Raw genomic sequence first — 13496 nt, 5'->3', positions numbered from 1 at the left:
GACAGCAGCTCGTGGCTGGGTGGGGCTCTTGCTGTGCCCAATCCTGGCGGGGCTGGGCTGTGAGCCGAGGGAGGGCGCGAGGGGGGAGGACGCGAGGGGGGAGGCCGAGCTGCCTGCGATCGCCTCGCCGCGCGTCGAGGTCGGCGGCTGCCGGGACCTCTCCTCGCCCGAGCTCGGGCCGCCACGCTGCGCGCTGAGGGCCGAGGCCCCGGGCCGGCTGTGGTTTTGGATCGACATCCAGGCCGAGGCCGCGCTCGAGGTCCGGGTGGATGGTGAGCCCGCGGAGCTGCTCGAGCGCGCCTCCGTCGACGGCGGGCTGCGCCTGGCCGTGGCTGTCCCGGCGTCGGCGAAGGCGGCCGTGGTGCTCGCGGGCGTCGACCCGCCCTGGCGCGAGCCCTTCACCCTGGCGCTCGATCGAGAGCGCGACCCCGAGGAGGTCCGCGTCGCCAGGCGCATGGTTGGGCTCGACGAAGCGGCGGGCACCCTCGAAGATCCCGCGCGGGTCGGCGAGGCGCGGGCGCTGCTCGAGGGCGCGCTCGACGGCTTGGCCGGGGCGGATCGCCTGGCGGCCCTCGAGACCCTGCGTCGCCTGCATCGCGGTCGGCCCGAGGCGCTGCGCTACACGCAAGAGGCGGCCGCGCTCGCCGAGGACCTTGGCCGCGAGCGGGCGCTCGCCGAGCTCGCTGGGGTGGCGGCCTACCTTCAGCTCTACACCCGCGGGGATCGGGTGGCCGCGCGGCGCTGGGTCGAGGTCGCGGGGGCCCTCGAGGGCGCGGAGGCGCAGACCTGGGCGGGCTACTACGGCGGGCTGCTGGCCCTCGAGATCGGAGACCTGGGCGCGGCGCTCCAGGCCTTCGAGCAGGCTCGGCGCGCGGCGGTGCGGGTCGGCCTGCTGCGCGACTACGTGGCGGTCAGCGAGATGTACGGCTCTTTGCTCGCCGAGCTCGGGCGCAGCGAGGAGGCGCTGAGCAGCGCCCGCGAGCTCCTCGCCCAGGCCGGCGCGCCGGGCCTGCGCTGCGAAGATCGGGCGCTCCTCTACGGCAACCTGGCCTGGACGCACCTGCTGCTGGCCGAGGCCGGTCACCCGCACGATCCGCCGCGGCCGCTGCTGCTCGACGAGCTCGAGCTCGTCGACGCCGAGGGGACCTGCCCCGACGCCGACGCGGCCAGCCTCGCCCGGATCAACCTGGCCTATGTCGCGCTGGCCGAGGACGAGCCCGAGGAGGCCCTCGCGTGGTTGGAGAGCCTCGAGCTCGAGGCGATGCCCGCGTGGCTCGACCCCGGCTGGCTCACCCAGGCCCGGGCGCGCGTGGGCCTGGAGACCGGCCGCGACGAGCTGCTGCCCAGCTTCGTCAGCCGACCCGAGCCGAGCGCGGAGATCGGCCTGCGCTGGACCGCGGCGGTGCGCGAGGCCGAGACCCTCGAGCGCTTTGGCCTGCTCGAGGCGGCGACGCGCAGCTACCTCGACGCCGAGGGGATCCTCGACGAGGTCAGCTCGACGCTGGGCATCGACGTCGGCCGCGAGCTCTTCTTTGCTGGGCGCTCGGCCAGCGTCCGCGGCCTCGTGGCGGTGCTGATCCGCCGCGGTCAGGTGGACGAGGCGCTGTGCCGGATCCGCCTGGCTCGCGCCCGAGAGCTGCGGGTCTTGGATCAGGCGGCACGCATCGCGGGCTTGTCGGCGGCGGATCGCGAGCGCCGACGCAGCATCCTCGAGCAGGCGCTGACCTTGCGGGATCGCGCCGTCGCGGAGGCGCGCGAGGACTGGCGCTACTCTGCGCCCCAGCGCGTGCGTCGAGAGCAGCGGCGCAAAGAGCAGCTCGCCGAGGCCGAGGCGCTGCTCGACGAGGCGCTGCGCCTGGTCGGGGGAGGGCAGGGCGCGCTCGGCTGTGAGGGGCTGGCGGCGCCGCGCCCAGGCGAGCTGACCTTGCTGCCCTTCGAAGGCGAGGACGCGGCTTGGATCTTTGCCCGCGACGTGGAGGGGGTGAAGGTCGCGCGCGCCGAGCTCGGTGCGCTCGGGCGGGTCCTCGACGACCCCCAGCTGCGCCCGAAGATCGAGGCGGCGCAGCGCGTGCGGGTGCTCGCCGGCGGCGAGGTCTGGGCGCGGGCTCTACATGCGCTGCCCTTCGCCGAGGGCGTGCTGCTCGACGCCGCGCCGGTGATCTACGCCCTCGATCTGCCGACGCGCGCGCGATCTGAGGAAGGCGCTGGCTCGGCGCCGGAGCGCGCCCGCGCGGTGGTGGTGGCGGATCCTTCAGGGGACTTGCCCCAGGCCAAGGCCGAGGCGAGGGCGGTGGCGGACTCGCTGCGCGCGTGGGGCTGGTCGGTCGCGCTGCGCGAGGGGGATCGAGCCACGCGCGCGCGCCTGAGCGAAGACCTCGGCGCGGCGGACTTGCTGCACTATGCGGGCCACGGCGCGCACCGTGGGCTCAGCGGCTGGGACGCGGCGCTCTTGCTCCACGACGGCGACACGCTCAGCGTCGCCGACGTGCTCGCGCTCCCGCGTGTCCCAAAATTGATCGTGCTCACGGGCTGCGAGACGGCCACGCTCAGCGCCGAGACCTCGGCTGGTGGGATGAACCTCGGCCGCGCCTTCATCCTCGGCGGGGCCGACTGGGTCGTCGCGGCCGAGGGCGAGGTCGACGACACCCTCGCGCGCGCGGTGGGGGAGGCGTTTTATGCGGCGCTGGGGGAGAGGGGAGCGCCCCTCGACGCGGCCGCGGCCCTGCGCAGGGTTCAGCTGGAGCTGCGCGCTCGCAGGCCGGACGCGGCCTGGCGTAGTTTTCGTGTGCTCGCCCCATGATGGGTGCGCGCGTGGGCCGAGGCGTCATCGCGCTGGCGGTGACCGGCAATGGGAGGGCAGAACATGAGCTGCCAAATGCGATACGAACTGCGACACGAACTGCGACTGATTCTCTCCATCTCGATCGCCTCGAGCTCGCTCATCGCTTGCGTGGACGAGGGCATGGAGGCCGACCTCGACGCGCAGACGCAGGTTCTGCGTGCGACGGCCAGCGAGATCGCGAAGGTGCGCGACGAGGCCTGCGTCGACTACCGCCAGATCGCCTGGATAGGCATGGACCAGTCTTGCCCCAGCGTGCCGGGCTGGGAGGAGGGCTCGCTCTTCCCCAACGCCAGCGGTGAGCTCGAGCGCTACTGCGTGTACCAGACCGTCAACGCGCCGGAGGTCAGCGCGATACAGCTGCAATACCTCGACGCTGCGGAGCTCGCCCACGCGCCCGATTGCGAGGCGATCTTCTCGCAGTCGGGCGACGACGTGATGACCGACGCCCTCGCGCCCACGCTCCAGGCTGTGTTCTACGACGCGCTCAACCGCGCCGACGCCGAGGACCTCGGGCTGCCCGCGAACGAGAGCCTGCGCCAGCCGGTCGAGGTCGCCGTGGTCGATACGATCCCCGACCCGATCCCGACGCAGGTCCGCTCGGAGCACGGCGAGAGCATGACGGCCTTCGTGGAGGACATCGCGTGTCCCGGGGACAACGACTGCGCGGTCGATGTCTACAACGTGCTGGGCATGCCACGCACCCAGACCCGCAAGCGAGACATGGTCCACGGCGGCTTCTATGGCTCCTTCGCCGACCTCGCCTTCGGGATCTTTCAGGCCGTGGAGTCGTCCTCGAACCCGGCTCGGTTGGTCATCAACCTCAGCTTGGGTTGGGAGCCCGAGTTTTTTGGTGACGACGCCTCGACCTCGCTCCCGGTCGACTCGGTACATACGGCGCTCGAGTACGCCCGCTGTCACGGGGCCGTGGTCATCGCGGCCGCGGGCAACCAGGGGCACCTGTGCACCGAGGGGCCGCTGATGCCGGCGGGCTGGGAGAGCGAGGACGTGCCGACCGTCGCGCGCTGCATCGCGCTCGGGGTGGCCCCGGGGAGCCTGCCCACGGCGAGCTACAAGCCGCTGGTCTACGCCGTGGGGGGTGTGGACATCGAGGGGGAGCCCTCGGCCAACGCGCGCGTCGAGGGCGAGCCGCGCCTCGTCGGCGTGGCGATGCACGCCTCGCCCGATCTCGACGACCCGCGCGCGCCGATGACGGGGACCTCGGTGTCGACGGCGGCGGTGTCCGGGACGGTCGCGCTGATCTGGTCGCTGTTCCCCGATCTCGACGGCGCGGCCGTGATGGCCTCGGTCTACCGCAGCGGCGCGGAGCTGGGTCGAGACGCGTCCTTCGTGGGCAGCGGGATCTCGCAGACCCAGGTCCGCAGCCTCGACGTGTGCGCGGCCATCGACTACGCGCGCAGGACCTTCTCGAGCGCGCCTTTGAGTGAGATCGGGAGCATGCCCTTGGCCTGCGCCGATGATGAAGACGCGGCGGAGGAGGGGACCACGGCGGAGGAGGGGACCACGGCGGAGGAGGGGACCACGACGGAGGAGGGGACCACGACGGAGGAGGGGACCACGGCGGAGGACAGCCCGGAGGAGGAGGGATCGCTGAGTTCGCAGACGCTCCTGGCGCTGATCGAAGCGCTCCCAGAGGAGGACCCGATCGCGCTCAGCTTCAGCGCGGAGCCCGTGGACTGCGAGGCCAGCTGCGTGCTCGGTGAGGCCTATCTCGGCGACGAGGCCTCGGGGGACGCCTGCCCGACCCCGACCCTCCCGGAGCTCCCCTTCACCACCCCGCAGCCCAATCACCCGGCCTGCCCGAGCTGCACCTTCTACACCTCCGAGTCCACGGTGACGGCCGCCCTCGACGAAGACTACGTCGACTACCCGATCACCGAGCTCGCGGTCATCGTCCAGGGGGTGACGGGTGCGAGGACCTTCAGCCTCGGCGCGGTCACGCTGTCGACCGAGAGCGTGACTCGGATCTTGCTCGATGACGATCTGATGCCCGAGGGGATCGAGGCGGCGACGCTGCGGATCACCTTCGATGGGATCGAGCAGGCCAACGAGAGCCGGCTGAACATCATCTAGCGAATTCACCAGGGGCTGTGCTCGGCCACTGGCGAGCCTCGAGCAGGGGTGAATGCCCGCGGTGAGACCGCGGGCATTTTTTTATCGCAGCTCGTCATCGTGTCGCTGGTGCTTGGCAATGGGGGGAGCGAGGTGGCGGACACGACCACCGAGGAACAACGAGTACGAACACATGAAGAGGACAAGGATGCCTAGCAAACCCATGCTCAGCCTGCTCGCGCTGTCAGCCGCGCTGCTCGCCTCGGGCCCGGCCGACGCGGCCAAGGAGGGCACGCTCTACTACGTCAACGACTTCGACGGTCCCGACGCCTGCGGCGGCTCGGACCTCAGCTGGGGCGACGACACCGTCGGTCACCTCAACGACAAGCTCGACGACTGGAGCTTCGACACCTCCTACTACCACGGCAACCTCTGGCTCGATTTCCGGGACGTGGCCGACGTCGACGAGGACGCCAACGGCGAGGACGAGGTCGCGAATCGGGGGATCGACAGCGCCGACATCGGGATGATGTACTCGCACGGCAGCAAGCTCTGCTCCGGCGGCAACTACTACAGCTCGGTGCTGTTGGGCGACGACAGCTCGACCTGTCGGCTGCGCTACGGCTCGTCGTACGCGGGCAACGACGCGTGGTGGGGCGACACCGATCTCAACGCGATGATCGTCGACACCTGCTACTCGGCCCAGTTGTGCGCGTGGAACAACGATGCCTACTACAACGTGGATGGCAACTTCGCGGCGCTGCTCGGCTTCCACGGGATCAGCTCCGACGGCCGCTCGCACACCAACAACTTCGAGGACTTCGTCGATAGCTCGCGCTACAACGGCCTCGGCGACAACTGGGTCGATGACTTGACCCGGCGCCCGATCGGCTCGAACAACGACGAGTGCGCCGTGGCGATCATCTACGCCGACAACCTCAGCGACGCCAACTTCATCTACGACTACATGGGCTTCGACGACTGGAAGTCCCCCGGCTCACATACGGTGAGCTACTACTACTACATCAACGGGTGTAACCCGAACGGAGGCAACCAGCTGTGAGCGCGAACGAGACGACCATGACCACCTTGCTGCGCCGCCGCTGCCTCGCGCTGCTGACCGTCACGACCATGGCCTGGGCGGGCCTGGCCTGCGTCGAGGACTTCGACGGCGAGGCTGGCCTCGGCGAGGACTTCCGCGCCGAGGACGGCGGGGCGATCGAGGACCCCGAGACGGTGCCCGGGCCCGAGGACAACGAGGGCGACGAGACCAACGCTGGCGTCGAGGGTCCGCTGACCATCGACGAGCAGGGCGTGGGCTCGCTGCTCTCGGCTGGCGGGGTCGGCAGCGATCTGCTCGAGCAGGCCGAGGTCAGCTACACCGGGGCGGCGATCACCGCCAAGCCCGCGATCAAGATCGAGGCGCTGACCGGTGAGGAGATCGTCGACGCCGAGAGCATCGACGGGGAGATCCTCGGCTCGACCAAGAACTACAGCTTCCGGGTCGACCAGTCGCGCAACCAGATGCATGTCCGCCACAGCTGGCGCGCCTTCGATGACGTGGTCGCCGGGACCGAGGTCGACGAGGCGACGATCCTCCAGACCGCGAGCGCGGACCTCCAGGCCCTCGGTGTCAGCCTGGGCGCCGGTCAGGTGCTGAGCGTGGACAAGCTGATGCGCGCGTCCTCGACCAACCCGCAGCAGCCCGAGGTCGTGGCCTACAAGGTGTTCGTGAACCTCGAGCTCGACGGCCACCCGGTCTTGGGTCCCAAGCTGGTGCTGTCCTACTACCTCGACGGTCAGCTCCATAAGCTGTCCGCGCGCTGGCCCGCGGTCAACTCGGGCCCGCCCAGCCTCCCGACCGCGGCGGCGATCCAGAGCCAGGTGTTCACGGCCCTGGCCGCGCATCCGCTGGGCGCCGAGACCAACCCGCTGTCCGCCTCGGCCCAGCTCGGGGTCGTCAGCGGGCAGCTGCGCCACGTGATCATGATCTCCGGCCTGCTCGACAACGGCGAAGGCAGCGGTCGCCAAGGTGAGCTCGACGTGATCCTGCCCTGATCGAATTCCGATGGGGACATGCGCGCGGCCGCGGCTCGCCAGAGGCGAGTCCGGTCGCGCGCGCTTTGTTTGGGGCTGGTCCCCGCGCGCGTCGTCGGCGACAATGGCGACGCGTGAGCGAGGCGAGCGACTGCGTGCTGGCCATCGACCTGGGCACCTCCGGGCCGAAGGTGGCGCTCGTGACCCTCGACGCCGAGGTCCTCGGCTGGCAGACGCGCCCGACCACGCTCGTGCTCAGCGAGGGCGGCGGGGCCGAGCAGGACCCCGAGGACTGGTGGCGGGCGATCTGTGCGGCCACCCGCGGGGTGTTCGAGCAGACCGGCGTGGATCCGGGGCGCGTGGCCGCGGTCGCCGTGACCTGTCACTGGGCGGGGATCGTGGCCGTCGACGATCACGGCGCCCCGCTGCGCCCCGCGATCATGTGGATGGACTCGCGAGGCGCGCGCTACATGGATCAGCACTGCGGGGGCGCCCTGCGGCTCAGCGGCTACGGCGTGCGCAAGCTGGCTCGCTGGCTGCGCCTGACCGGCGGCGCGCCGAGCCTGGCCGGCAAGGAGCCCACCGCCCACCTGCTGTGGCTGCGCCACGAGGAGCCCGAGACCTACGCCAAGGCGGCGCGCTTCCTCGAGCCCAAGGACTGGCTCAACTGGCGGATGACCGGGGTCTACGCCGCGACCTATGACTCGATCGCGCTGCACTGGGTCACCGACAACCGCGACATCGACAACGTGCGCTACGACCCCGCGCTGCTCGACTGGCTGGGGGTGCCGCGGGCCAAGCTCCCGGATCTGTGCGCGGCCACGGACGTCGTCGGTCGGCTCCAGGCGGACGCAGCCGCTGACCTCGGCCTGCGCGAGGGCGTGGCGGTGATCGGCGGGACGCCGGACGTGCAGTCGGCCGCCGTGGGCTCCGGGGCCGTGGGCGACGGCGAGGCCCACATCTACGTGGGGACCTCGTCGTGGCTCAGCTGCCACGTGCGCTTCAAGAAGACCGACCTCTTCCACAACCTCGCCGCGCTGCCCTCGGCGGTGCCGGGCCGCTACTTCGTGGCGACCTCGCAGGAGACCGCCGGGGCCTGCTTCGAGCACCTGCGCGACTCCCTGCTCTTCCCCGATGACGGGCTCACCGGCCCGGCGCCCGAGGACTTCTGGGCGCAGATCGAGGCCCTCGCCGGCCGGGCGAAGGCCGGCAGCGGCGGGCTGATCTTCACGCCCTGGCTCTACGGCGAGCGCTGCCCGGTGGCGGATCACACGATCCGCGGGGGCTTTCACAACCTCTCGCTGCGCACGGGCCGGCCCGAGCTGCTGCGCGCGGTCTACGAGGGCGTGGCCTTCAACAACCGCTGGCTGCTGACCTACCTCGAGCGCTTCGTGGGCCGGCGCTGCGAGCCGATCCGCTACATCGGCGGCGGGGCGAGCTCGCGGCTGTGGTGCCAGATCATGGCCGACGTGCTCGGCCGCGAGATCCACCAGGTCGCCGAGATGCGGGCCTGCAACGCCCGCGGCGCCGCGCTGCTCGCAGCCCTGGGCCTCGGTCATCTGCGCCTCGAGGACATCCCCGCGCGGGTCCCCGTGGCCGAGCGCTTCACGCCCACGCCCGCGCACCGCGAGACCTACGACCAGCTGTTCGCGGCCTACCTCGACATCTACGCGCGCAACAAGGCGATCCACCGCCGGCTCAACGGCTGAGACGAGATCCTGACACGCCGGGGGGTGAAAGCCGGGGTCGCCTCGGTTATGAGTTTTGGGTGAGCGAGAGCCTCAAGGACCGAGCCAAGCAGCGGATCATGGACACGGGCGAGGGCCTGGCCTCGAAGATCTTCGAGTACGCCAAGCGGATCCCGGCGGTCAAGCGGCGCGTGGACGCGGAGTACGCCAAGATGATGGGAGACCTGCGCGCGGCGGCCAAGCCCTACGGCGACGAGTTCCCGAGCTGCGCGACCTTGCCCGAGGAGGGCCGCGAGCACGCAGAGATCCTCGCGCAGATGCAGGCCTTTCGCGAGCGCGAGGCCTCGCGCTGGCAAGACGGCTACGTGTCGGGGGCCGTCTACCACGGCGACCCCGAGCACATCGCGCTGATGGAGAAGGCCTACTCGCTGCACTCGCAGACCAACCCGCTGCACTCGGACCTGTGGCCGAGCATCACCAAGTACGAGGCGGAGGTCGTGTCGATGACCGCCAAGATGCTCGGCGCGGACCTTGCCGGCGACGACGCCGAGGTCTGCGGGGCGATCAGCTCCGGCGGCACGGAGTCGATCCTCCTGGCGATGAAGACCTACCGCGACCAGGCCCGGGCCGAGCGCGGCGTCACCCGGCCCAACATCGTGGCGCCGATCAGCGCGCACGCGGCCTTCGACAAGGCCGCGCGCTACTTCGGCATCGAGCTGCGCAAGATCCACACCGGCCCGGACTTCCGCGCCGACCTGCGCGCGATGAGGCGGGCCGTCGACCGCAACACGATCTGCCTGGTCGGCTCGGCGCCCTGCTTTCCCCACGGCGTGATCGACCCGATCACCGAGCTCGCCGAGCTCGCCCTGGCCAAGGGCGTGGGCCTGCACGTCGACGCCTGCCTGGGCGGCTTCGTGCTGCCCTGGGCCAAGCAGCTCGGCTACGACGTGCCCGACTTCGACTTTCGCGTGCCCGGCGTGACCTCGATGTCCGCCGACACGCACAAGTACGGCTACGCGGCCAAGGGCACCTCGGTGGTGCTCTATCGCAGCAAGGCGCTGCGTCGGCACCAGTGGTTCACGCTCACCGACTGGCCCGGCGGCATCTACTTCTCGCCGACCTTCGCCGGCAGCCGCTCTGGGGGCGTGAGCGCGGCCTGCTGGGCCGCGATGCAGTCCATGGGTCGCAAGGGCTACCTCGACGCGAGCAAGGCGATCGTCGAGACCGGCCAGGCGATCCGCCGGGGCATCGCCGACATCCCCCAGCTGAAGGTGCTCGGGGATCCGCTGTGGGTGATCAGCTTCGCCGCCAGCGACCCCGCGGCCCTCGACATCTACCGAGTCAGCGACGCCATGAGCCACCGGCGCTGGAACCTCAACGGCCTGCACCGCCCGCCTTGCGTGCACATCGCGGTGACCTTGCGCCACACCCAAGAAGGCGTGGTCGAGCGCTTCTTGGCGGACCTGCGCGAGTCGGTCGCCGAGGTCGAGGCGTCCGGGGCGAGCAGCAGCGAGGGCGGGATGGCGCCGGTCTACGGCCTGGCCGGGACGATCCCCGCGCGCGGGGCGGTCAGCGACCTGCTCGAGCTCTACCTCGACGCGCTCTACGAGGTCTGATCAGGTTGATCAGGTGCGCGGCGCCGCCCAAAAGGGGATCGCCGGCCCTGCCGAGATCGTGCACGCCCGCGCACCCTCGACGACGATCATCTCGCCGTCGATGGTGTAGCCCTCGGGCATGGTCATGCGCAGCTCTCCCACGTTGTCGCGCGCGACGATGGGATAGCGGCCCTCGAGCTCGCGCTGGTCTCCGCGGGCGAAGAGCAGGGGCATGGCGTGGCGGAAGACCTGCGTGGGGTGCATGCCGTTGCCCGAGAGGTGGAAGCGGCGCGGGTGCACGGGGGCAGGGGGCAGCGGGCGCAGGCCCATGGTGCTGCGCTCGAGCACGCCGACGATCAGCGAGTGCAGGGGCGGCTGGCTCGCGCCCAGGGCCTCGCCGTCGATGACCAGCTCGAGGTCGCGGCGCGAGAACAGGGGGAGCTCGGTCGCGCGCGGGTGCAGGCTCTGGGCGAAGGTCTGGGCCATGGTCACGCTGGCGTCGACGAGCGTCGGGTGCGGACGGCGGCCGTAGTAGGACTCGAGCACGCGATAGCCCACGCCCCAGCCGAACATGAACCCGTAGATCGGCGCGTGGCCGTCGACGGCGATCTTGATCGAGGGCAGCAGCCGGCGCTCGAGGCGACCGGCCTCGCCGAAGCGGGCCAGGGTCTGCGCGGGCGCCTCGGACAGGCCGAGGTACTCGCTCATCACGTTGATCGTCCCGGCGGCCACGGGGAGGATCGTCGGCAGCGCCGCGTCCTCGCCCAGGCGATTGATCATCGCGCTCAGGCCCCGGGCGATGGAGCCGTCGCCGCCGTAGAAGCAAAGCGTCTGCTCGCCGTCGACGGGGACCTCGGTGAAGAGGGCGTCGAGCTGCTCGAGGCTCCCGGTCAGGTGGAGGCGGGGGGTCTGCTCGGACGCGATGCGTGCGGCAGGCGATGCCATCTGCCGGCGCACGCGGCCGGCGTTTGGGTTGAGGACCACGAGCAGGCTCGGCGCGCGTCGCAGGTGGCGGTCCAGCGTCGTGGTCAGTGCGTGCACGGCGAGGTTCTCGGGTCTGGGTGCAGGGCTGTCAATGCGCGGTGAGTCCGCGGCGTCCGTTGGCAGGTGCCGGGGAATTGGTCGCGGTTGCAGCGGTGAGCCTGCCTACTTCGTGACGCGGGTCGACGAGGCTGACGCGCGGTGTCCGGGGCTGGACTCGACTTCGGGCGGGCTGAATAGGGCCGCAGGCCCGCGCGTCGTTGGGCACCGTGGATGGAGGCCCGATGATCCGCGCTGGGACCCGAGCTGACCGTGCATCGGGCAGCAGGCGCGGCTCGGGCTGTCACCCAGGTCCAGGTCCAGGGCTAGGAGCCCGTGGTGGAGCCCAACACGGGCTCCTGGACGCGCACGAGTCCGAGGCGGTTTTGTCATGTCGCTGAGGTGGACCGAGGACGAGGAAGACGAGCACATCGCTCGGGTCGTCCACGACAAGTACGAAGACGTGGTCGAATGCATGCGCCGATGGGTGCGCGAGCCAGACGCCGAGGAGGTCGCGGAGGCCAGCTTGGCGGTCTTCCTGGCCAGGGACCTCGAGCTTGCGAGGACGCCGGATCGCCTGCTGTGGATCGTCGTCTGCGACGAGGTCCGCCGCTACTACGAGGGTCGCTGTCGCGAGGTCTTCGTGCGCTGCGTCGTCGATGTCCTCGACCTGCCGGTGGCGATGATGGACGCGGACATGGTCGCCTCGCTCGGGTCAGCGCGGGAGCTCGACGCGGCGCTGCTCGGGCTCCCGCTGCGCCAGATGATGGCCTTCGATCTTCGCTACGTGCTGGACTTCTCCCTCGACGACGCCGCCTCGGCGTTGGGTCGCTCGCTCGCGGGGATCAAGCGGGACCTCGACGCGGCTGGCAAATGGATCACCAAGGCCTTGGGTCTGGTCGAGCGAGACGAGACCACGCTGCGCGCACTCGCCAAGCGCGAGCGTTGAGCGCTCGGCGCAATTGATCCTTTGGTGATCCACATGGGGTGGCTGTGGCGTCACCTCGCGCGGCCCAGCCAGGGTGCTATGCCTGAGTTCTGGAGTTGCAAATGGCACGACGAAAGCTCGCTGTTTGGGTTGTGATGATTGGTTCGCCGCTGGTGGCTATCTCTTGCGAGGGAGGGGGAGAGACGTCGTCCGCGGGCGAGATGGACGGGGCCGAGGCGTCGGAGGAGACGGCCGAATCCGAAGCGGACGTGGGCGAGGCCACGGACGCAGACGACTCGCAGAGCACGGACGAAGGCACGAACGCAGACGAGGGCGAGAGCACGAGCTCGGACGAAGGCGAGGGCACGAGCGCAGACGAGAGCACGAGCGCAGACGAAGACACGAGCGCAGATACGGGCGAGGGCGAAGGCGAGAGCACGAGCGATACGGGCAACGAGGGGACGGCTTGCAAGCGCGGTATGGCTTACGGCTATCACTCGCTCGCCGATCTCGAGGTGCTCTCGCCCAGCGTCTCGTGGTGGTACAACTGGGCGACGACGCCCGACGAGGGCACGGATCCTGGCTACGCCGCGCTCGGCTTCGAGTTCGTGCCCATGGTCTGGGGCAGCTGGTTCGACGTCGACGAGGTGCTCGCGGCGATCCCCGACGATGCCGAGGCGCTGCTCGGCTTCAACGAGCCCAACTTCTTCTCTCAGGCCAACATCTCGGCCGAGGAGGCCGCGGCGCTGTGGCCTTCGCTCGAGACCATCGCCGACGCGGGCCAGCTGAAGCTGATCTCACCGGCGGTGAACTACTGCGGCGGGGGGTGCTGGAGCGAGGACCCCTTCGTCTACCTCGACGCCTTCTTTGCCGCCTGCGAAGACTGCCGAATCGACGCGATCGCGGTCCACTGGTACGCCTGCGACGGGCCGGCGCTCGAGTGGTATCTGGGCGAGATGGCCCAGTACGGCAAGCCGATCTGGCTGACCGAGTTCTCCTGTGGGGACGGCGACGACCTCAGCTTGGAGACGCAGCTGACGTACATGGCGGACGCGCTGGCGATCCTCGAGGCGGATCCGCTGGTCGAGCGCTATGCATGGTTCGCGGGGCGGACCGAGGTGATCCCCAACGTCAGCTTGCTGGGTGCGGACGGCGAGCTCACCGAGCTCGGTGAGCTCTATGTCTCGGCGCCGGCGGCCTGCGACGAGGACTGATCGCCGACTGAGCGCTGGCAGCTCGCCGGCAGAGCGCCAGCAAAGAAAGCGGGGAGGTCCGCGCGTGGCGGCCTCCCCTCGAGCTTGGCGCTCGGCTGTTCG

At 70.6% G+C, this 13496-nt stretch carries 9 protein-coding genes; 8 read left to right on the top strand and 1 reads right to left on the bottom strand.

The genetic code is table 11. From position 1 onward, the window contains the following. The first annotated feature begins 28 nt into the window (after positions 1-28). The 6 genes from G6O69_RS33450 to G6O69_RS33425 all read left to right on the top strand — a co-directional run bounded on the left by G6O69_RS33450 (position 29) and on the right by G6O69_RS33425 (position 10253). On the top strand, positions 29-2800 hold the full coding sequence (locus G6O69_RS33450) for a CHAT domain-containing protein (RefSeq protein WP_172307530.1): 2772 nt from the start codon (positions 29-31) through the stop codon (positions 2798-2800). A 75-nt stretch (positions 2801-2875) separates the two neighbouring features. After that, a complete protein-coding gene (locus G6O69_RS33445) occupies positions 2876-4933 on the top strand; it encodes a S8/S53 family peptidase (RefSeq protein WP_176397240.1) in 2058 nt (685 codons plus the stop codon). Positions 4934-5120: 187 nt separating this feature from the next. Next, entirely contained in the window at positions 5121-5975 is an 855-nt protein-coding gene (locus G6O69_RS33440) for a hypothetical protein (protein WP_172307528.1), read from the top strand. Next, positions 5972-6970, top strand: a complete 999-nt coding sequence (locus G6O69_RS33435; RefSeq protein WP_172307527.1) for a hypothetical protein — start codon at positions 5972-5974, stop codon at positions 6968-6970. Before G6O69_RS33440 ends, G6O69_RS33435 begins: the two co-directional genes overlap by 4 nt. A 113-nt stretch (positions 6971-7083) precedes the next feature. Continuing rightward, on the top strand, positions 7084-8658 hold the full coding sequence (locus tag G6O69_RS33430; protein WP_346017116.1) for an FGGY-family carbohydrate kinase: 1575 nt from the start codon (positions 7084-7086) through the stop codon (positions 8656-8658). A gap of 98 nt (positions 8659-8756) precedes the next feature. Beyond that, positions 8757-10253, top strand: a complete 1497-nt coding sequence (locus G6O69_RS33425) for an aminotransferase class V-fold PLP-dependent enzyme (protein WP_172308390.1) — start codon at positions 8757-8759, stop codon at positions 10251-10253. Positions 10254-10262: 9 nt separating this feature from the next. On the opposite strand, the gene G6O69_RS33420 is transcribed toward G6O69_RS33425, so the two are convergent. Continuing rightward, the gene (locus G6O69_RS33420) at positions 10263-11273 is read right to left on the bottom strand and encodes a diacylglycerol kinase family protein (RefSeq protein WP_172307526.1); all 1011 of its coding nucleotides are present in this window, start codon (positions 11271-11273) and stop codon (positions 10263-10265) included. Positions 11274-11643: 370 nt separating this feature from the next. Here G6O69_RS33420 and G6O69_RS33415 point away from each other — a divergent pair, with 370 nt between their 5' ends. Both G6O69_RS33415 and G6O69_RS33410 read left to right on the top strand, forming a co-directional pair. Beyond that, entirely contained in the window at positions 11644-12201 is a 558-nt protein-coding gene (locus tag G6O69_RS33415) for a sigma-70 family RNA polymerase sigma factor (RefSeq protein WP_172307525.1), read from the top strand. Between the two features lie 152 nt (positions 12202-12353). Then, positions 12354-13394 (top strand): glycoside hydrolase family protein, encoded by a 1041-nt coding sequence (locus tag G6O69_RS33410; RefSeq protein WP_176397239.1) that lies wholly within the window; start codon positions 12354-12356, stop codon positions 13392-13394. Positions 13395-13496 lie beyond the last annotated feature (102 nt).

Source organism: Pseudenhygromyxa sp. WMMC2535 (assembly GCF_011083025.2).
The sequence above is the reverse complement of the archived record's forward strand: the minus strand, read 5'-3'. Positions and strand labels throughout refer to the sequence as shown.

Coding starts and splice junctions, on each gene's coding strand:
- G6O69_RS33440 (WP_172307528.1), top strand. CDS start 5,121: ATGCCTAGCAAACCCATGCTCAGCCTGCTCGCGCTGTCAGCCGCGCTG.
- G6O69_RS33415 (WP_172307525.1), top strand. CDS start 11,644: ATGTCGCTGAGGTGGACCGAGGACGAGGAAGACGAGCACATCGCTCGG.
- G6O69_RS33425 (WP_172308390.1), top strand. CDS start 8,757: ATGGACACGGGCGAGGGCCTGGCCTCGAAGATCTTCGAGTACGCCAAG.
- G6O69_RS33445 (WP_176397240.1), top strand. CDS start 2,876: ATGCGATACGAACTGCGACACGAACTGCGACTGATTCTCTCCATCTCG.